16 protein-coding genes are annotated in these 18,794 nt (G+C 55.6%); 6 read left to right on the top strand and 10 right to left on the bottom strand.

Annotated features, from left to right (window positions below):
• Positions 1–11: 11 nt before the first annotated feature.
• Positions 12–1,520, bottom strand: a complete 1,509-nt coding sequence (locus QEN58_RS18525; RefSeq protein WP_280105060.1) for a YifB family Mg chelatase-like AAA ATPase — start codon at positions 1,518–1,520, stop codon at positions 12–14.
• Positions 1,521–1,729: 209 nt separating this feature from the next.
• On the opposite strand from QEN58_RS18525, the gene QEN58_RS18520 reads away from it, so the two are divergent.
• Complete coding sequence (locus QEN58_RS18520; protein WP_265154053.1) at positions 1,730–2,065, top strand: type II toxin-antitoxin system PrlF family antitoxin; 336 nt, start codon at positions 1,730–1,732, stop codon at positions 2,063–2,065.
• Positions 2,062–2,559 carry a type II toxin-antitoxin system YhaV family toxin gene (locus tag QEN58_RS18515; RefSeq protein WP_280105059.1) on the top strand — a complete coding sequence of 166 codons (498 nt, stop codon included), beginning with the start codon at positions 2,062–2,064 and terminating at the stop codon, positions 2,557–2,559. Before QEN58_RS18520 ends, QEN58_RS18515 begins: the two co-directional genes overlap by 4 nt.
• Before the next feature lie 60 nt (positions 2,560–2,619).
• Here the strand turns inward: QEN58_RS18515 and QEN58_RS18510 are convergent, their stop codons facing one another.
• The 5 genes from QEN58_RS18510 to QEN58_RS18490 form a co-directional block, all read right to left on the bottom strand.
• On the bottom strand, positions 2,620–3,507 hold the full coding sequence (locus QEN58_RS18510; protein ID WP_280105058.1) for an ABC transporter substrate-binding protein: 888 nt from the start codon (positions 3,505–3,507) through the stop codon (positions 2,620–2,622).
• Positions 3,508–3,650: 143 nt separating this feature from the next.
• The gene (gene foxA / locus QEN58_RS18505) at positions 3,651–5,756 is read right to left on the bottom strand and encodes a ferrioxamine B receptor FoxA (protein ID WP_280105057.1); all 2,106 of its coding nucleotides are present in this window, start codon (positions 5,754–5,756) and stop codon (positions 3,651–3,653) included.
• A 157-nt stretch (positions 5,757–5,913) separates the two neighbouring features.
• The gene (locus QEN58_RS18500; RefSeq protein WP_280105056.1) at positions 5,914–6,912 is read right to left on the bottom strand and encodes a helix-turn-helix transcriptional regulator; all 999 of its coding nucleotides are present in this window, start codon (positions 6,910–6,912) and stop codon (positions 5,914–5,916) included.
• A 49-nt stretch (positions 6,913–6,961) separates the two neighbouring features.
• Positions 6,962–9,151: a TonB-dependent receptor gene (locus QEN58_RS18495; RefSeq protein ID WP_280105055.1), complete on the bottom strand. Its 2,190-nt coding sequence runs from the start codon at positions 9,149–9,151 to the stop codon at positions 6,962–6,964.
• Between the two features lie 139 nt (positions 9,152–9,290).
• Complete coding sequence (locus tag QEN58_RS18490) at positions 9,291–9,659, bottom strand: accessory factor UbiK family protein (RefSeq protein WP_280105054.1); 369 nt, start codon at positions 9,657–9,659, stop codon at positions 9,291–9,293.
• A gap of 358 nt (positions 9,660–10,017) precedes the next feature.
• On the opposite strand from QEN58_RS18490, the gene QEN58_RS18485 reads away from it, so the two are divergent.
• The 3 genes from QEN58_RS18485 (at position 10,018) to glnK (ending at position 12,149) form a co-directional block, all read left to right on the top strand.
• Entirely contained in the window at positions 10,018–10,356 is a 339-nt protein-coding gene (locus tag QEN58_RS18485; protein WP_007112359.1) for a P-II family nitrogen regulator, read from the top strand.
• Between the two features lie 36 nt (positions 10,357–10,392).
• Positions 10,393–11,640 (top strand): ammonium transporter, encoded by a 1,248-nt coding sequence (locus QEN58_RS18480; protein ID WP_280105053.1) that lies wholly within the window; start codon positions 10,393–10,395, stop codon positions 11,638–11,640.
• Positions 11,641–11,810: 170 nt separating this feature from the next.
• Positions 11,811–12,149, top strand: coding sequence for a P-II family nitrogen regulator (glnK, locus tag QEN58_RS18475; protein WP_007112362.1), 339 nt, complete (start codon positions 11,811–11,813; stop codon positions 12,147–12,149).
• Positions 12,150–12,238: 89 nt separating this feature from the next.
• On the opposite strand, the gene QEN58_RS18470 is transcribed toward glnK, so the two are convergent.
• A complete protein-coding gene (locus QEN58_RS18470; protein ID WP_133731876.1) occupies positions 12,239–13,015 on the bottom strand; it encodes a ferredoxin--NADP reductase in 777 nt (258 codons plus the stop codon).
• 180 nt (positions 13,016–13,195) lie between these two features.
• Here QEN58_RS18470 and QEN58_RS18465 point away from each other — a divergent pair, with 180 nt between their 5' ends.
• On the top strand, positions 13,196–14,122 hold the full coding sequence (locus QEN58_RS18465) for a LysR family transcriptional regulator (protein ID WP_280105052.1): 927 nt from the start codon (positions 13,196–13,198) through the stop codon (positions 14,120–14,122).
• A gap of 4 nt (positions 14,123–14,126) precedes the next feature.
• On the opposite strand, the gene QEN58_RS18460 is transcribed toward QEN58_RS18465, so the two are convergent.
• From QEN58_RS18460 to QEN58_RS18450, 3 genes are all read right to left on the bottom strand, one after another.
• Positions 14,127–16,238: a methyl-accepting chemotaxis protein gene (locus QEN58_RS18460; protein ID WP_280105051.1), complete on the bottom strand. Its 2,112-nt coding sequence runs from the start codon at positions 16,236–16,238 to the stop codon at positions 14,127–14,129.
• Positions 16,239–16,252: 14 nt separating this feature from the next.
• On the bottom strand, positions 16,253–18,133 hold the full coding sequence (locus QEN58_RS18455; protein ID WP_280105050.1) for a methyl-accepting chemotaxis protein: 1,881 nt from the start codon (positions 18,131–18,133) through the stop codon (positions 16,253–16,255).
• Positions 18,134–18,259: 126 nt separating this feature from the next.
• Positions 18,260–18,688 (bottom strand): host attachment protein, encoded by a 429-nt coding sequence (locus tag QEN58_RS18450; RefSeq protein WP_280105049.1) that lies wholly within the window; start codon positions 18,686–18,688, stop codon positions 18,260–18,262.
• Between the last annotated feature and the right edge of the window lie 106 nt (positions 18,689–18,794).

The raw sequence follows: 18,794 nt of genomic DNA, 5'->3' as shown, positions 1-18,794 counted from the left end.
CTTTCGGGGGCTTACGCCCCTTTCAACATTCGATCTAACTGCCGGTAGCCAATCGCTTCAATAAGGTGCGGCTGGGTGGGCTTAGGCGCTCCCTGTAAATCCGCAAGCGTTAACGCCACACGCAGTACGCGGTGATAGGCGCGGGCAGAGAGCTTGAGCTTTTCGAGCACGCCCGCCAGCCAGGCGCGCTCTTCATCATTAAGCGCGCAGGCGGCTTCCAGGGCTTTGCCGCTTAACTGGCTGTTCAGCGCGCCACGTTCCATTTGTCGTTCCCGGGCGGCCATCACCCGCTCACGCACGGCTTCCGATGATTCGCCTTGGGTTTGCGCGGTGAGCTGCTCTGGCGGCAGGGCGGGGACTTCCACCTGTAGATCGATACGGTCTAGCAGTGGGCCGGAAAGCCGTGCTTGATAACGCTGGATTTGGCTGGCGGTACACTGGCAGCGTTGGCGTGGATCGCCCAAGTGGCCACAGGGGCATGGGTTCATAGCGGCGACTAATTGAAACTGAGCGGGGTAGCGGCGTTCATGGCTGGCGCGAGCTAAATGGATTTCTCCGGTTTCCAGCGGCTGGCGCAGCACCTCTAGTACGTGGCGGGAAAACTCCGGCAGCTCATCCAAGAACAGCACGCCGTGGTGGGCGAGTGAAATTTCACCGGGCTTTGGCTTCGAGCCACCGCCTACCAGGGCGGCGCCGCTGGCGCTGTGATGGGGCTGCCTAAAAGGCCGCTTACCCCAGTCAGCTTCCAGCGGTAGCCCGCAAACCGAACGCACGGCAGCGACTTCCAGGGCATCCTCTTCGGAAAGCGGCGGCAGAATACCTGGCAAACGGCTGGCTAGCATGGTTTTGCCGGTACCCGGCGGGCCTGCAAACAACAGGTTGTGGCCCCCAGCCGCAGCGACTTCCAGCGCGCGGCGTGCCTGCTGCTGGCCGCGCACATCGGCGAGGTCATCCACCGGGGCGGTGGTTTTTACCGAGGCGCTGAGCTTGTGCGGGGGGATCTTCTCTTGATCGAGCAAGTGCGCCACGACTTGCCAGAGAGTGTCCGCAGGCAGCACCGGCAAATCGCCTGCCAGGGCTGCTTCATCGGCGCAGTCGCGGGGAACAATCAACGCTTTCTTTGCCCGCCGGGTGGCCAGGGCAAAAGGGAGTATTCCCGGTACGGCGCGCAGTTTGCCATCCAGGGCTAACTCGCCAGCACACTCCATACCTTCTAACGCTTCCACCGGGATTTGCCCAGAGGCGGCCAGAATGCCTAGTGCAATGGGCAGATCAAAACGGCCACCCTCTTTAGGCAGGTCGGCGGGGGCGAGGTTTAAGGTAATACGCCGGGTATTAGGAAAATCGAAGCCCGCATTAACTAGCGCGCTGCGTACCCGTTCGCGGCTCTCTTTCACCGCCGTTTCCGGCAAGCCCACTAGCGTTAGACCCGGCAAGCCGTTAGCCAGATGCACCTCAACATGCACCGCCGGTGCATCTAAACCTACGCCTGCTCGCGTGGCTACAATGGCTAGCGTCATTGCCTTCCCTCGCTGCTTTTAGATAAAACTCTAACCCGAATGTAAGCGAAATCTACATTACCTTAAGTACTTAACCTATCTTAATTAAGAACGCTTTGGTAGAGCTTGAGAAACCGGTTTAAAGAAGCTGGGGGTAACTTGACGAGGTAATGCGCTTGCATTAACTTTATATGCATTACCTTTGCATTGCTATCAAGCGGGGAGCGACAGTGAGCACGCTTATCGAAGACGATTCAACTCTGACGGATCGCTATCAAACGACTGTTCCGGCATCGATTCGCCGGGCGCTAAAGCTGAAACGCCGAGACCGTATCCATTATACCGTGCGTCCAGATGGTGAAGTGGTGCTTTCCCGGGTAAGTGATGAGGCCAAGCACGACCCTGTGATGGTCAACTTCCTTAATTTTCTGGAGCGCGACCTTCTGGCGCATCCAGAAAATATTCGCCCGGTGACCGCGAGTAGCTTTGCCGAGGCCGAACGCCTTACCGCAGGTATTGAGGTAGACCTCGAAGAGGCGCTCGAAGAGGATGATGACGACGAATGAAGCCTCTGGAGGTTAATGGATGGACGATTTATGCCCATCCGTTGTTCTTGGAACAAGTCGAAGCACTCACCGTGAAGGTGAGACATCTTCAATCGAAAGATCCTGCCGGTTATCGCAATAAGGCGGCCACCAAGCGCCTAGCCGCGATAATGAAGCTGGCCTTGAATGATATTCCGCAGGATCCATCAGGCACTCAATACCGCCAAGGAAACACGCTTGGCGCAGAGCACACTCATTGGCAACGAGCAAAGTTCTACCAGCAGTACCGGCTGTTCTTTCGCTACGATGCTGCGAGCAAAATCATTATTTATGCGTGGGTCTATGATGACGCTACAAAACGCGCTTACGGCAGTAAGCATGATGCTTACTCTGTCTTTCAGAAAATGCTCAGCAGTGGCAACCCACCGGACAGCTGGAAAGCCTTACAGAAAGCCTCAATAAGTGAAGTTGAACGTATCAATACGCTTTTTGCGGCAGATGATGACAAAACCTAATGGCGGCATGATGTGGTCGCGCTATCGTTTAGTAGGCACCACATCCCGCTACTCACTGCTCTAGTGGCTAACCGCTGGCGCTGCCTCTAGCGCCGTCGTCAGCTTCTGGGCAAAACGCTGGGCGGAAGGCAGCGCACCGAAGCTCCAGGCGGGTGGCAAGTGAACCAGATTGTCGTGTTTAACGCTGGGGAGTTGCTGCCATAGGCCGCTTTTTGCAAGCTGCTCTTCGACCCCGGCAGGCAGCGGGTCGATGATCACCAGCGTTGCTTCGGGGTAGCGCGCCAGCGCTTCAATCCCCACCAGCGCAAACCCCCAGGCATTGGTGGGCTGATCCCAGGCATTGGGCAGCGCCAGTTGTTCAAGCACGGCGTTATATAAGCTGTTCTCCCCAAACACCCGCACGTGACGGGCATCCATAAACTGCACCATCAATAGCGGCGCGATTTCTGACTGTGAGAGGGACCGGGATTCGCGCAGTGTGGTCATCAAAGCTTGGGTTTCTTCAATTAGCTCTTCTGCTTGGGGCTGGCGCTCGGTTAATTCGCCTAGCTGGCGGGTCAGGGTTTGTATTTCTTGCCAGGTATTGGTGCCGGGAGAGTAGAGTGAGAACAAAGTGACCGGGGCGATTTTCTCCAAACGTGGCGTCAAACCAGCGAACATGGGTGAAATAAGTGTCTGTTCTGGCGGCACATGGGCCAACAACTCAAGGTTGGGCTGGGTGCGTAGCCCCATATCGGTGACGCTGTCGGGAATAGGTGGCTCGCCTACCCAGGCATGGTAGTCACTCTGCTGAGCAATGCTGCTAACCGGCGCATCAATCGCTAACAGAGTTTCGGCGATGGTCCAGTCCACCGTTGCCCACTGGGCGTGGGCGGTAGCAACGGTCAGCATACAAACGACGAACAGCCCGCAGCGCGCGAGCAAAGAGAGCAGGTTGGTGTGGCGCATGGTGGTGAGAGGCCATCCGGAAAAATAAGAGCTGTATTTAAACGATAATATTTATTGTTTGCAAACCTGCACTCAAAGAAAAAGATACCCAGGCGCGGTGGCCTGGGTGGGTTCAAGTGCTTAATAATTCCTATAAAGCATAATTAGAAACGATAGTGCACGCTGGCGGTCACACCGCGCTCGGCGCCGAAATAGCAGTACTCCAGGGAGTTGCAGGAGGCCACGTACTCTTTATCCAATAAATTGTTCACGTTTAAGCGTGTTTCGACGCCTTCAACGCCGAGTTGGCTGAGGTCGTAGCCAATGGTGGCATCCACCAGGGTGTAGTCGGGCACGGTTTCGGTGTTGGCCCGGTCAGCGGCGATATCCGCGTAGTGGCGTATACCGACTCCCATATCCACACCGTTTAACCAGCCGTCGTTGGGCTCGTAGTGGCCCCACAGCTGGACTTGATGCCGTGGAGAGTAAATCGCGTTGTTGCCCTGGTTGCCGTCGTCGCTTTTGGCGTAGGTGATGTCGGTGAAGCTGTAGCCTGCCTGAACCGAGAGGGTATCCGTTAGCTGGATTTGTGCTTCCAGCTCCAGCCCTTGGGATTCGATTTCACCCACGGCGCGGTAAGGGTCGGTGGGCTGCTCTTTGGTGGCCACATTCTCCTGACTAATGTGGAACAACGCGGCGCTGTACTGGCTGGTGCTGCCGTTAGGCTGGTATTTGACGCCGGTTTCCCACTGTTCGCCTTCCATTGGTTTAAGCAGGTCGCCGTTCTCATCCACGAAGCTGGTGGGGGTGAAGGCGGTGGAGTAGCTCAGGTAGGGCGCTACGCCGTTATCGAACAGGTAGACCACCCCAGCGCGGCCGCTGAACTGGGTGTCGCTGAGGGAACTGGTATTACCACTATCGCGGTTGGCATTGTCGATATTGACCCAGTCGTAGCGGCCGCCCAAGGTGAAGCGCCAGTTATCGAGGGCTATCTGGTCTTGCAGGTAAACCCCGGTCTGGTCGATCTCATGGCGTTCGCCCAATGGCTGATAAAGCGGGGCGCTAGGGTCTGCGCCATACACGGGGTTAAAGGCGTCAATGGCAGGAAAAGCGCCCGAAGGCCATGACACTTCGTTTTCCCGCTGCTGGTAATCCACCCCGAACAGCAGCGTGTGATCCATAAAGCCGCTGCTGAGGGTGGCTTCAAGCTGGTTATCGAGTGTCCAGGCTTCCAACGTTTCATCGCTGCCGGAGTAGTAGCGGGTGAGTTCATCAGACGTCGGTGACGTCCAGCCAAAGCCGTAGACCTGATTGAGCACCACGTCGGAATTGAGGTAGCGCATCAGCTGTCGGCCGGTCACCTGCTCATTAAAACGGTGCTCCAGAGCGTAGCCAAACATGCGTTGGGTGCGCTCGTAGGTGTCATAATCCTCTTCACCATCAAAGAAGTTGTTGCTGATCTTGCGGCCATTATGGGTGACCACGGCCCCCTCATAGGGTACGCCGGAGTGATAGCCGCCTTCGGGTTCATCCTGTAGGTAGGCTTCTACGGTGAGGCTGGTGTCGTCGGTGATATCCCAGGTGAGCCGCGGCGCAATGGCATAGCGCTCCTCTTCCGCCGGGCCAAACTGGGTATCCGCGGCGCTGGCAATCCCGGTCAGGCGAAAGGCCACTCGCTGCTCTGCGCCAATCGGTCCGGTGAGGTCAAAAGCGGCGCTGCGCTGGTGATTATTACCCACCCGAAAACGCAGCTCACCGCCCTGTTCGAACTCTGGACGCTTGCTGTTCAGGGCCACCACGCCGCCTGGGGAGGCGCGGCCATAGAGCACTGAGGCGGGCCCGCGCACTACTTCGATGCTTTCCAGAAACCACGGATCGATGCGCATACTGCTATGGGAATTGGCGTCGCCCATGACCTTTAAACCATCTAGAAAGGTATTGCTCAAGCTGCCGTCAGAAAAACCGCGCAATACCAGGTAATCGAAACGGTTGGAGGCGCCAATTTGGTTGCTGTAGACACCGGGCGTGTAGTCGGTGGCGCGCTGAACGGTATCCACCGCGCGGTTATCCATCTGTTCGCGGGTGATCGTGGAAACGCTCTGGGGTATTTCGATCGACGGCGTTTCTACTTTGGTGGCAGCCTGCTGGGCAGTCACCGTGACGGTGGCTAACTCGGTGCTTTCTTGAGCGTATAGCGGGGAAACCGCTAGTGCCGAGAGCATGGCGGCGCTAAGCGGAGTGCGTAGAAAACGGTGATGGGGGATGAGCATGGAGGCACCTGCAATAAGCATCAATTAACCAATGTGGTAATGAGAATTATTGCGCTTAATGGCGGTTGAAAGGTATGCGCAATGACAAAGGGCGTATGCGTGCTGCCAAAAAACGCCCAACAGAGGAACTTAGCGCCCCAAAAACAACCCGCGGCTTTTAATGGCGATGGAACACTTCGTGGGGCGCAATGCCAAAAGCGCGTTTAAAGGCGGTGGCAAAATTGGTGGCGTGGCGGTAGCCACAGGCGTGAGCGGTTTGCTGCACGCTATAGCCTTTGCGTAAGTACGCTTGAGCTTGGGTCAGGCGGCAACGTCGTAGATAGTCGAATATCGAGCAACCGTAACAGCGGTGAAATTTGGTGCGTAGGCTGCTCGGGCTCATCGCGGCGTTGCGGGCCAACTGCTCAAGCCGATAATCTTGGTTGGGGGAGTGTTCGAGCTGCTGACGCAAGCGCTCCAGGCGTTGGTGGTCGCGCTGGGTTAGGCCCGACCTCAGGCTAACTGCTTTTCCTTCGTCGCTGGATTCATGGGAGGCAGCTGGCAGCCCATGAGCTAACAACTGGAGCGCGAGCCCCTGCCATAGCAGGCGCTGGCGCTCTACTGGCCGGTTCGAAGCCAGCGCTGCCTCCAGGCTATGAATAAGGAACTGCGGCACCTGCCAGGTATGCAGTACTGGCGTTGTCGGAAGGGTAACATCGATAGGTGAAGAGTTAATGGACGAAAAAGAGGGAAGCTCTGTGCAAGCCAGAAGCGATACATTGAGAATGCGCAATCGTTGTTGCGCGGGCTGTAAGACCTCAAGCCCGGTCTGCTCGTTGAAATGGGCACTGAAGGCGTCGCCGGCCTGCAACTGAAACGACTGCTGCCCTAGGCCGACTTGGATATTGCCCTCGAGTATCACGCTGAGAAACCACGGCGCGGCACGCCTGGAAGTGGAGGCGTAAGCGTGCAGGACATCAAGATCCGAGTGTGTCACGCGCAGTGTGGGGTCGATCTCAACGTCCATTACTTGCCCGCGGGCAACACAAGGCGCTGGCTGGGAGCGGTCGGACGCTTCGGGAAAGTGGTAGTCGATCCCGAAGCGCTGACCAATAGCCAGCAGGTCATGGGTGGTGAGTGGTACGCAAGATGGCGTTATCGAGCCGAGTGTAGCCATCCCAGTTACCTCACCCTTGAGCGGTTGTCAGCGAGTAGCAAACCAGCACTCAGTACGCCATCGACCAGTTCAGGGTGTAAGTACGCCCGCGGCCCTGGTAGTCGTAGAGATACTCTGGGCCGTAGTAGGGCGAATAGAACATGGCGGCTCGCTGACCCCAGACGGTGGAGTACTGATCATCCAGCAGGTTCTGCACGCCCAGGCTTAAGGTGCCAAAATCGGTTTCCTGGCTGAGCGATAAGTCGAGGGTGGTATTGCCATCGATCTCCCGGTCGGCATCGTCTTTCAGGTCGAAGTTGTGGTTGGCCTGCAAGCGAGCCGAACGTACATAGTCCGTCCAGCCAATAAAGGCGGTGGCGGAAGAGAGCGATGCATAGCGGGCGTCACGTTTCTCCCACTCCCCTTGGTTGTTCTCCTGCTCGGAACGCACCAGGTGCAGAGTGCCCCCTGCTTCCAGGCCATTATCGAAGTAACGGGTCACGGCGCTTTCCAGGCCGAAGTCGCGCTTCTTCTCATCCACGACGCTGACACTTAAATCTTCGGCGTTCTCTACCGCCTTGTCCGACCAGGCGTAGTAAAGCGCTGTTTGGGCCGTCCAGTTGCCCCCCTGGTAGCGCCAGCCTAGCTCTACTTGATCCGTCTCGATGGCAGATAACGGGTTGTTATCGACACTGACGTCGGGGCTCTTGCCGTAGTATTTGGCCGGATCTGGCAGCTCGAAGCCCTGGCTGAACTGCAGCCAGTTTTGATGGCCGTTACCGTAGTCGTAGAGAGCACTGGCGTTGTACAGGGTCGCTTCGTAGTCATTCTCGCCGCCAGGAATCCCCTGGAATTCATCCACTTCGACGTCCATATGCTGCTGCCGCAACCCGGCGGAGAGCTTGAGCGCCTGGGTGGCTTGCCAATCGCCCTGGAGGAAGCCTGAAAGCCCGTCCACTTGATAACCGGGATAGCGGGGTTCAACCCCCGATGCCTGTTGCACCAGGCCGCCGGAGACGTCCGAGATGTCGGTATCGAACAGCATCTGGTTGGCATCGAAGGTTTCACGATCCAGATCGAGGCCGTAGGTTAGCGAAACGTCGTCACCCAGGCGCGATTCAAACAGCGCTTTGATGCCGCTTAAATCGGTGTTTTGCTGTGAAGCGCGAAATTGCAGGCCGTCAGCGACTGGGTAGGGAAAGGCCTGGAAACTGGACTCCTCCTCCCGGTGAAATGCCTGCAGGTAGAAGTTTTGCCCCCACAGGTTGGCGTGGTGATAGTTGACGTTGACGAGCTTACGGTCGGTTTCCGGGTCGCGCTGTGAACGGTAGCCATCGCGAATCTCGGCATCGTTCAAGTTGGGCGTGGCCGCGTCGAGGTTAGGGAAGTAAACACCCCGATCACCTTCGAAGCCTGAACGGTACAGCTGGGCACCCAGTTCCAGGCTCTGTTCATCGGTTAAACGGAAAGAGAGGTTGCCCAATACATCAATGCTGCGATTGTCCTGCAGGTCGGTCTGGGCGATATCAGGGAAGATTTCCTGGCCGCTGCCGTCATAGTGGCGGCCGTTGTCACCAATGGCAGTCCCCAGATAGCCTTGAACCCGCTCATTGCCGCCGCTGATCGATTGTGACAGACGCCGATCCATATCATCGCTGTTATTGAAGCCAGTGGTGATGCCTGCTTCGGTACGCCAGTTCAGGCCTTCTTCGCCTTTGCGGGTAATAATATTGATCAAGCCACCCGTGGCGCCGCCGCCATACAGGCTGCTGGCGCCGGAAAGCACTTCCACGCGCTCGATATTGAAGGGATCAATGGCATCGAACTGACGGGAAAGCCCACGGGAACTGTTTAGCGATACACCATCGATGAGCACCTGCACGCCCCGGCCACGCATGTTTTGCCCATAATTGGTGCGCCCTTGAGGAGCCAGATCCAGCCCCGGCACCAGATGCCCCAATGCTGTCTTTAGGTCTGCACCATTGCGGGTCTGCTGTTCCAGCATCTGTTTATCAATGACCCATACAGCACCCGGAATCTGACTGATCTGGCTGGGGGTGCGCGACCCAACGACCACCATGGTGTTGTCGGCGCTAGACCCAGTACCAGAAGCAGTGTTTTGGGCGAAAACGCCGTTGGAGATGCTCAGTAACAGACCGGTGCCAATAAGACCCGATAGTGAAACAAACGACAGCGAAGAAAACGGCTTGGTAAAAGGCAGCTTTGCAAAAGACAGCTTTGATAATGACGGGGCGTGCATAGTGAACAATCCGCAGATGGTAAGAAAATCAAAGGCGGAGGGTATCACCACGAAAAGCAAAGTCAACGATAGTGATTCGTATTTATTTTAAGGCATGTACAGCAATAGGCCATCGTCCTATTGCTGATGCTAATGAAAATTAAGCGTTATCGGGTTTGTTCTTCTCTTCTTCTGTATCTGATTCCGGCTCATGCGGCTCTGGAGCCGGTGGAGCTTCTGCTTCAAATGGCGTGGTCGTTGTCGGCGCAGACATTGTTGAAGCAGAGGCCTCAACGGCTGCTTCAAGGTTGGCGACTTGGCGCTCTAACGCCTCTACCCGTGAACGTGTGCGCTGCAGTACGTCCATCAAAATGTCGAAATCCTCACGCGAAACAAGCTCCAGGCGGTCAAAGGCGCCACGTACGACTTGTTGCACACCCTTTTGAATATCTTCCGGCGCCTGGGAGGCGTTTTGTAAACGGTCACCAATCTGCTGGGCCAATCGGCTAATGCGGTCTTGAGGCGCCATAGCTGCTCTCTCCTAAATAACTCATTAAATGTACGTATATGAAGACGGCTTACCGGTAAGGATACGCAACAGTTGGCGAATTCGCATGCGTCATGTGCATTTCCTGATGCGGCTTTGTTTTGCATTGAAATGGGGCAGGCTACATTTTCTTACGCTCTTTTTTGGTGCAATAGCCGTGATTTGGGGATGAGTTTGGTTATATAGAGCGCTTTTAAGGTCGCTGTATGTCAGCTAGTTGGCTGAATTTTAAGCAAAAAAAATCAGCTGGCACGGTATGCGCATTATCGGTTCAGGTGCTTATTCTGGCGGCAGTGCCGCTACCAATCTAGCAGGACTTATCCAGCAGGGGAGATCCGGGATGAAACTCATCACCGCTATCATCAAGCCATTCAAGCTCGACGATGTTCGTGAGGCGCTCGCCGACAACGGCGTGCAGGGCATTACAGTTACCGAAGTGAAAGGTTTTGGCCGTCAGAAAGGGCATACCGAACTGTATCGCGGCGCAGAATATGTCGTCGATTTTCTACCCAAGGTAAAGGTTGAGGTAGCCGTCGACGACGCTCGTTTAGAGAGCGTGCTGGATGCGATCTGTAGCGCAGCCAATAGCGGCAAGATCGGTGACGGCAAAGTGTTTGTTACGCCACTGGAAGACGTGATCCGTATCCGTACCGGTGAACGCGGCGCTGACGCCGTCTAATCATGGCTAAACCAGACATTAAACGGGGAACATACAATGAATGAGTTTACAGAGTTGAGCTACGCGCTCGATACGTTCTACTTCCTAATTTGCGGCGTGCTCGTCATGTGGATGGCGGCAGGCTTCTCCATGTTGGAAGCGGGCCTGGTACGCTCCAAAAACACCGCTGAAATTCTAACCAAAAACGTTGCGCTGTTTGCCATTGCCTGCACCATGTACCTGTTGGTCGGCTACTACATTATGTACTCCAGCAGCGCTGGCGGCTTCCTACCCAATCTGGGCTTTCTGATTGGCGCTGAAAACAGTGTGGATGCGGTGACTGCTGGCGGCGATGACGCGCCTTACTACTCCATGCGTTCTGACTTCTTCTTCCAGGTGGTATTCGTTGCGACCGCCATGTCGATTGTGTCGGGTGCCGTGGCTGAGCGCATGAAACTGTGGGCCTTCCTGGCCTTTGCTGTTGTCATGACCGCGTTTATCTATCCGGTGTCTGGCTACTGGACCTGGGGCGGCGGCTGGTTGTCTGAAGTAGGCTACTCTGACTATGCGGGTTCAGGCATTGTGCACCTTGCCGGTGCAGCTGCAGCGCTAGCGGGTGTGATCGTGCTAGGCCCACGTAAAGGCAAATACGGTAAAGATGGCTCTATCCACGCGATTCCGGGTGCCAACATGCCGCTGGCTACCTTGGGTACCTTCATCCTGTGGATGGGCTGGTTCGGTTTTAACGGCGGCTCAGAGCTCAAGCTGGCGGCTGTCGATTCTGCTAACAATGTGGCACAAGTGTTTGTTAATACTAACGCTGCAGCGGCGGGTGGTGTCATTGCCGCGCTGATTCTGGCCAAACTGTGGTTCCGCAAAGCTGACCTTACCATGGCGTTGAACGGTGCATTGGCGGGTTTGGTCGCCATTACCGCTGATCCGCTCTCCCCGACGGCACTGGGTGCCACTATTATCGGTGCAGTAGGTGGCATCATCGTGGTGGCTGCCATCGTTACCCTCGATAAGCTGAAGCTAGATGATCCGGTCGGTGCGATCTCTGTACACGGTGTTGTCGGTATCTGGGGCGTACTGGCGGTGCCTTTGACCAATGACGGCGCATCATTCGGTGCTCAAATCATCGGTATTGCAGGTATCTTCGGTTGGGTCTTCCTGGCAAGCCTGGTGGTATGGCTCATCCTGAAAGCCATCATGGGTATCCGGGTTAGCGAAGAAGAAGAGTATGAAGGCGTTGATATCGCAGAGTGCGGTCTCGAAGCCTACCCAGAATTTGGTATTAAGAAATAATTTAATGCCGACCTAGTGAGCTGGCGTGCTCCTTATGGCCTCCCCTTCGTGGGAGGCTTTTTTATTCTCTGACGATAGCGGTGTATGCTGGTGGTTAGCGGTTATTGGTTGCGGCACTCGCAGCTGTTCAACCCGACCCCATTACGGCCACCCAGTTAGAGGATATGGTAATGAAATTGATCACAGCGATTATCAAGCCGTTCAAGCTCGACGATGTGCGCGAGTCGCTCTCCGACATCGGCGTGCAGGGTATTACGGTGACGGAAGTGAAGGGCTTTGGACGTCAGAAAGGGCATACCGAGCTGTATCGCGGCGCTGAGTATGTGGTGGACTTCCTGCCCAAGGTCAAGCTAGAAGTCGCCGTGGACGATGACATGGCCGAGCAGGTGATCGATGCCATCACCCAGGTAGCGAACACGGGTAAAATCGGCGACGGCAAAATTTTTGTGATGCCGCTGGAGCAGGTGATTCGTATCCGTACCGGCGAAACGGGCAAAGACGCGGTTTAAACGCGCCAGAATGCAAAACCCCCGCTAGACGGTTTATATCCTCAAACCGATTAGCGGGGGTTTTGATTAGCTACTGGTTAGTCGAGAGCTTATTTCTCGACAAACGCACGCTCGATGACGTAGTCGCCCGGCTCGCCCATGCGTGGCGAAATATTCAAGCCCAGCTCGTCTAACAGTGCGCTCGTATCGTCCAGCATGGCGGGGCTACCGCAGATCATCGCGCGATCCTGGCGCGGGTCGATGGGCGGTAGGCCGGTGTCTTCAAACAGCTTGCCCGAACGGATATGGTCGGTCAGGCGTCCCATGGTGTGGAATTCTTCCCGAGTAACGGTGGGGTAGTAGACCAGCTTTTCAGCGATGTCTTCACCCAGGTATTCATGGGCTGGCAGCTCTTTGGTGATGAAATCGGCGTAGGCCAATTCAGAGACTTCCCGTACACCGTGAACCAGCACTACCTTCTCGAAGCGCTCGTATACTTCAGGATCCTGAATCAAACTCATAAACGGCGCCAAGCCGGTACCGGTGGAGAGCATGTAGAGATTACGGCCCGGCAGCAGGTCATCGCATACCAGCGTGCCGGTGGGCTTGCGGCTGACCATAATCTGATCGCCTACTTTCAAGTGCTGAAGGCGTGAAGTGAGCGGGCCGTCGGGCACTTTAATGCTGAAGAACTCAAGGTGGTCTTCGTAGTTGGGGCTGGCAATAGAGTAAGCGCGCATCAGCGGCTTGCCGTTCACTTCCAAACCAATCATCACAAACTGACCGGTTTTGAAACGCAGACTGCGCTCGCGGGTGGTGCGGAAGCTGAACAGAGTATCGTTCCAGTGATGAACGCTAAGCACTTCTTCCAGAGCAAACTTACTCATGTCGTTTTCTCCATTAGTCGATGCTAGCACTAGCCTGCATCGGTCATATTCTTAAAAAGAATAAAAATGATTAAATATGTTGCCAGCAAGTCTAAGCAAAGGGTGGTATATCTGTTAAGCGAATTATATTGATAACCGTTATCTTAGAAATAGATATAGATCAAATAAAGGCCAGACTCTATGCACTACACCCTGCGGCAGTTGGAAGTCTTTGTAGCGGTTGCTCAGCATGAGAGCGTCTCACACGCGGCGCGGGCGTTGGCCATGTCTCAGTCGGCGACCAGTACAGCGCTTGCGGAGCTTGAGCGGCAGTTCGATTGTCAGCTGCTGGACCGCATTGGCAAGCGCTTAAAGCTCAACGCGCTGGGGTTTCAACTGTTGCCCAAAGCAGTGGCGCTGCTTGATCGTGGTGAAGAGATTGAAGAGCTGCTGCGTGGCCAGAAAGGGGTTGGGTCGCTGGAGGTAGGGGCTACGCTGACCATTGGTAACTACCTTGCCACGTTGCTCATCAGCGACTTTATGCAGCGTCACCCCGGTAGCCGTGTGCGCCTGGCGGTGCGCAATACGCGCCATATTATCGAAGGCGTGCGCCAGCACTCGTTGGATTTGGGCTTGATCGAGGGGCAGTGCGACGATGAGATGATCATCAGCCAGCCCTGGGTGGAAGATGAGCTGTGCGTTTTTTGCTCGCCGCGCCACCCACTGGCAGGTCGCGAGCATCTTGAGCTTGAGCAGCTGCTGCGAGAGGACTGGATTATGCGCGAAGAGGGCTCTGGCACCCGTATGACCCTGGAGCACGCTGCCCGCCACCGCCGCAGCCGGTTTAACACTTTGCTGGAGCTGGAGCATACGGAAGGTATTAAGCGCGCCGTGGAGTCGGGGCTGGGAATTGGCTGTGTTTCACGCTTAGCCCTGCGCGATGCCTTCCGGCGCGGCAGCTTGGTACCGCTGCCCACGCCGGAGTTGGATCTAAAGCGTCAATTCACGTTTATTTGGCACCGGCACAAATACCTCACCACCGGCGTGCGCGAGTTCCTGCGCCTGTGCCGTGAGATGACGGCCGGGGCCAAGCGCAGCGACGACATTGCGCTGCCGCCGATTCCTTAATTCCTCAAAACGATGGCAACGCTTGGGCGGACTTTAACGTGAGCGGGGCCGGTGGGTGTTGAGACAGTTTAAAGCTGCCGATGGTGACCGCTAAATGGTCGGCTTGCTCTTTCAACTGCTCGGCAGCGGTAGTGGACTCTTCCACCATGGCCGCGTTCTCCTGGGTCATGCGATCCAGCTCGGCGACAGCGATATTGACTTGCTTGATGCCTTCGCTTTGCTCGCTGGTGGCGGCGTTGATCTCCTCCAGAACATCGGTCACGCGGGTAATATGCGCCACGATCTCCTTCATGGTAGCCCCAGCATTACGCACCAACGTGGTGCCGTTATTGACCTTGCTTTGGGAATCCTCAATTAGTTTCTGGATATCGTTGGCCGCTTCGCTGCTGCGACCCGCCAGCTTGCGCACCTCGTCGGCCACTACGGCAAAGCCGCGACCATGCTCACCCGCCCGGGCCGCTTCCACTGAAGCGTTGAGCGCCAGCAGGTTGGTCTGGAACGAAATGCTGTTCATTAGGGTGACGATTTCACCGATCTTGTCCGACGCATGGGTAATGTCTTCCATGGTAGTGACCACGTTCGCCACGACTTGCCCGCCTTCTCTGGCTACTTCAGAAGCAGTTTGAGAGAGCTTGTTGGCTTCTTTGGCCGAGGCCGCCGTGTGCTGAACCGTGCTGGTGATTTCCTCAATCGAGGCAGAGGTCTGCTGCAGGCTTGCCGCGGCATTATCGGTGCGGCGGGATAGATCCTGGCCGCCCATGGCGATCTCATTGGCCGCATGGTGAACGGATTCACTGCTGGTGCGTACGTCAACCAGTACATCGTGGATCTTGACCGCAAAGGCATTGAACTGAATCGCCAGCTCTGCTCCTTCGTCACGCCCACGCACCGGTAGCCGCTGGGTTAAGTCGCCATCTCCAGAGGCGATCTCGCGCATGCGATCGGCCAGTTGTTTCAGCGGACGAGAGATGCTGCTTCCGAGTAGCCAACTGGCAATCAGACCCAGAAAGGCGATCACCAGACCCATGCCAATCATGCCGAGTGTCGAAGTCTCGCGTTGGCTTTGCATTTGCTCTTGTAAGTTATTTAGACCTGCAAGCACGGCGCTTTCAGGTAGCCGGATCATCAATACCCAGGGGTTACCACTCTCATCAATGGAAAAGGGCCAGTAAAGTTCGGTCATGCCCTGCTCTGTGTCGAGCCTGCGCACTTTCTCACCTTGCTGCGCCTGAGCGATGCCAGCCTGGAGGTCAGCATCGAGCACGTTTTCAACATGTTTGCCTAGCAGGTCAGGCGAGCTGGTATAGGCCGCCAGAGCACCTTGAGAAGCGATCAGCGCGATTTCTCCAGCGCCGTCATAGAGCGATGCATTGGCCTCTTCCAGCAGACTCTGAATAAATTCAACAGACAGGTCGACGCCGGCGCTGCCGCGAAACTCATTGTCTACCAGGATGGGCGCATTAAACGAAGTAACCAGTAATGTCTCGCCGTTATAATCGTATAGGTGGGGGTCGACAACACAGCTACGCTTCGTTTCTTTGGCGCATAGATAGTACTCCCCGCGCCGGATTCCATCGGCATCGCGCTCTTGGTTTTCCATGTCGCTGCCCAGCGCCAAAACTTCAATATCGCCGCTTTCGGTGCGATACCACCAGGGCATAAAGCGGCCGTCGGGGCCATAACCTTGATCTTCACGCCCTGTATAACGTGCATCATCACCAAAGGCGTTTGGCTCCCAGCCAATAAAAGCATCAAGTAGTTCGGTATTATCCACAACGGTTTGACGCACAAGCAGCGAAAGCTCGCGTCGACTCATGGTCATTAAAGGCCGCCCGTTTTCGTCCTCCTGACCTATCATGGCATTGGTGTTAGCCAAGCTAGTGGCAAGGGTAAGAGCGTGTTCGAGCTCTCCTTTGATTTCTTCGGTCTGGGCGGAGGCGATCGCCGTCAGGCGTGCTTCGATATTGCTTTCGAGCAACTCCTTCGTCTGACTTTCAACCAGCGCCTGGGAGCGTGCGTTGGCAATCACCGAATAGATGACAAGCACAGCGACGACCAGAAGTATGCAACCACCGACCAGCGTGGCAATGAGGGTGCGGACGGACTTAAATTTCATTGTTGTTGATCTCTTTATGCTAGCGAGGTAACCGCATACTGCGGCAGTGGAGTGGGCGCCATAAGACGGCCATCCTGGGGCACTGAACTGCTTGACAGAGTGAAGGCTCCCACGGTACCAGCCAAGTGGTCAGCCTGTTCTTTCAATTGTTCAGCAGCGGTAGTGGACTCCTCCACCATTGCAGCATTCTCCTGGGTCATGCGATCTAGCTCGGCGACGGCAATATTGACTTGATTAATGCCATCACTCTGCTCGCTGGTAGCCGCGTTGATTTCCTCCAATACATCGGTTACACGGGTAATGTGCGCCACGATATCCTGCATGGTGGCGCCAGCATTGCGTACGAGAGTGGTGCCGTTATTCACCTTGCTCTGTGAGTCCTCAATCAGTTTCTGGATGTCGTTGGCTGCTTCGCTACTACGCCCGGCCAGTTTGCGTACCTCGTCAGCTACCACAGCGAAGCCACGGCCATGTTCACCAGCACGGGCGGCTTCCACTGAGGCGTTAAGCGCCAGCAGATTAGTCTGAAATGAAATGCTGTTCATTAACGTCACAATGTCACCAATTTTGTCGGACGCTTTGGTAATGTCCTCCATGGTGGTGACTACATTCGCCACGACTTTGCCGCCTTCGTTGGCTACTTCAGAGGCAGTTTTGGAAAGCTGGTTGGCTTCTTTTGCGGATGCCGCAGTGTGTTGAACCGTACTGGTGATTTCCTCCATCGATGCAGAGGTCTGCTGCAGGCTAGCGGCAGCGTTGTCCGTACGACGGGACAAGTCCTGGCCGCCCATGGCAATTTCGTTAGCCGCATGGTGAACGGATTCACTGCTTGAGCGCACATCAATCAAGACGGCTTCCATCTTACTTACAAATCGGTTGAATGCTTTGGCAATCTGGGTGACCTCATCGTTGCCCTCTTCAGGCAACCGTCGGGTTAAGTCACCTTCTCCTGAGGCGATGTTGTTCATCGCGTCGCGTGCAACGAGCAAACGACGCAGCAGGAAAGTAAGCAGCAGGCCAAATAGAACCGCAGTAATGGCAGCGACGGCCAGTAGCGTCACGATGGAGGTAGTGGCGATGGCCCGCAGGCCGGCGGTGGCTTCGGCTTCATCCATGGCAACGACTAACTGCCAGCCGCTATCGCCGCCAACATGGCTGCCCATGAGTAGCTTATTGCTATTCTGCAGTGACAGTGCTTGAGGCTCATCTGATTGGGTGATTTGGTTGAGACGGTCATGGGTCAGGTCATCGCTCAATCGCGTGGAAGGTTCAAGCGTTAATTGCGCATCGGGGTGGGCAACCAGGGTACCGTCGTCAGTAGTGAGAAAGGCAAAGCTTGACTCTGTGGGGGCGATACCACTGACGATCTCAATAACATCAGTGATCGCAATGTCAGCCCCAATGACGGCGGCCAACTGTCCATTACGATAAAAGGGGCGTGCAAAGGTAACAATCAGCCCGCCTGATTGAGCATCTACGTAAGGTGCCGTGATAACCGTATCCTGCGCTTCACTCGCACCTTTGTACCAGGGCCGTTGGCGAGGATCGTAATCACTAGGGGGCTGCCATCCGTCGGAAAAAATAGCCTCTGACGTCGAGGGGTAGGCAATATAAGTACTCATGAAATTGCCTGAGGCCGCTAGTTGACGCAGCGCAGCAAGAGGACCGTCGCTATTAACCGCATCATCCATGCTGGACAGCATTGTATAACGTGCGCTAAACCACTCGTTGATAGCTTGCGTATTACCTTTAACCACGGCGCTAAGATTGCGCGTTATTTGCTGGCTATTATGGTGTTTTACGGTGGTGTAACTGGCAATGCCGTTAATCACCAGGGCGAGGGTAATCGCCACTAGTGCGGCCAATAGGATGCGTGCTCGGAGGGTGGATAGCATGGTCGCTCTCGACGTAGAAGTGCGTGTCAGTACACAGGGGATAGGTACTGTTTGTAATGTCGACTATGCTATCGGCGAGAGCGACCCTTTCTTTAGTGTTGAATAATAGTTAAGTTTCGGATTTTGCTAGCGTAAATCGCTAACTGCTTGTTGGATATCGGCCAGTGACGCTTTACTTAGATCTTTTGATAGGGAATGAATCACCAGCTTTTGGGTAGGGGGATCAAGCTTATCGCGTAGCAGTCCCAAAAATTTAGGCGGCGCCACCATAATGAGTTTCTCCATGCTGTTATCTACGCGAGCACTGTAAAGTCGCTGAGCAACCTCTTTCGCAAACAGCTCATTTTCGTGCTTGGTCGCCGTTCCCTCTTCGCCAGCCGAGCGAGAGGTCGTGGAGATCGACTCGTGCACATCGCCTCGACCATCTGTGACCAAATCACCTTCATGCAGCCGTCCTTCTGCGTGAACCATGCTCTCCTGCTCCGCTAGCGTTAAGGCATCACGGGTAAAGATACGTGCGCGAGCGGCGTCGGCTACCACGATATAGGTTGTCATCGCTGTGCATACTCCATGTCGTTGATGGTCATCTAACCATGGCAAGCGTTTGACGTTAGGTCAAACGCTTGCCATTGCTTAAGCAACTAGGCTTAAGCCATTGGGT

Source organism: Halomonas alkaliantarctica (genome assembly GCF_029854215.1).
GTDB classification, from domain to species: Bacteria; Pseudomonadota; Gammaproteobacteria; order Pseudomonadales; family Halomonadaceae; genus Vreelandella; species Vreelandella alkaliantarctica_A.
The sequence above is the reverse complement of the archived record's forward strand: the minus strand, read 5'-3'. Positions and strand labels throughout refer to the sequence as shown.

Bases quoted from the DNA above. Each gene is read 5' to 3' on its own strand.
- glnK (WP_007112362.1), top strand. From the start codon at position 11,811: ATGAAATTGATCACAGCGATTATCAAGCCGTTCAAGCTCGACGATGTG.
- QEN58_RS18465 (WP_280105052.1), top strand. From the start codon at position 13,196: ATGCACTACACCCTGCGGCAGTTGGAAGTCTTTGTAGCGGTTGCTCAG.
- QEN58_RS18485 (WP_007112359.1), top strand. From the start codon at position 10,018: ATGAAACTCATCACCGCTATCATCAAGCCATTCAAGCTCGACGATGTT.
- QEN58_RS18460 (WP_280105051.1), bottom strand. From the start codon at position 16,238: ATGAAATTTAAGTCCGTCCGCACCCTCATTGCCACGCTGGTCGGTGGT.
- QEN58_RS18480 (WP_280105053.1), top strand. From the start codon at position 10,393: ATGAATGAGTTTACAGAGTTGAGCTACGCGCTCGATACGTTCTACTTC.
- QEN58_RS18515 (WP_280105059.1), top strand. From the start codon at position 2,062: ATGAAGCCTCTGGAGGTTAATGGATGGACGATTTATGCCCATCCGTTG.
- QEN58_RS18510 (WP_280105058.1), bottom strand. From the start codon at position 3,507: ATGCGCCACACCAACCTGCTCTCTTTGCTCGCGCGCTGCGGGCTGTTC.
- QEN58_RS18500 (WP_280105056.1), bottom strand. From the start codon at position 6,912: ATGGCTACACTCGGCTCGATAACGCCATCTTGCGTACCACTCACCACC.
- QEN58_RS18495 (WP_280105055.1), bottom strand. From the start codon at position 9,151: ATGCACGCCCCGTCATTATCAAAGCTGTCTTTTGCAAAGCTGCCTTTT.
- QEN58_RS18490 (WP_280105054.1), bottom strand. From the start codon at position 9,659: ATGGCGCCTCAAGACCGCATTAGCCGATTGGCCCAGCAGATTGGTGAC.
- QEN58_RS18470 (WP_133731876.1), bottom strand. From the start codon at position 13,015: ATGAGTAAGTTTGCTCTGGAAGAAGTGCTTAGCGTTCATCACTGGAAC.
- foxA (WP_280105057.1), bottom strand. From the start codon at position 5,756: ATGCTCATCCCCCATCACCGTTTTCTACGCACTCCGCTTAGCGCCGCC.
- QEN58_RS18455 (WP_280105050.1), bottom strand. From the start codon at position 18,133: ATGCTATCCACCCTCCGAGCACGCATCCTATTGGCCGCACTAGTGGCG.
- QEN58_RS18450 (WP_280105049.1), bottom strand. From the start codon at position 18,688: ATGACAACCTATATCGTGGTAGCCGACGCCGCTCGCGCACGTATCTTT.
- QEN58_RS18525 (WP_280105060.1), bottom strand. From the start codon at position 1,520: ATGACGCTAGCCATTGTAGCCACGCGAGCAGGCGTAGGTTTAGATGCA.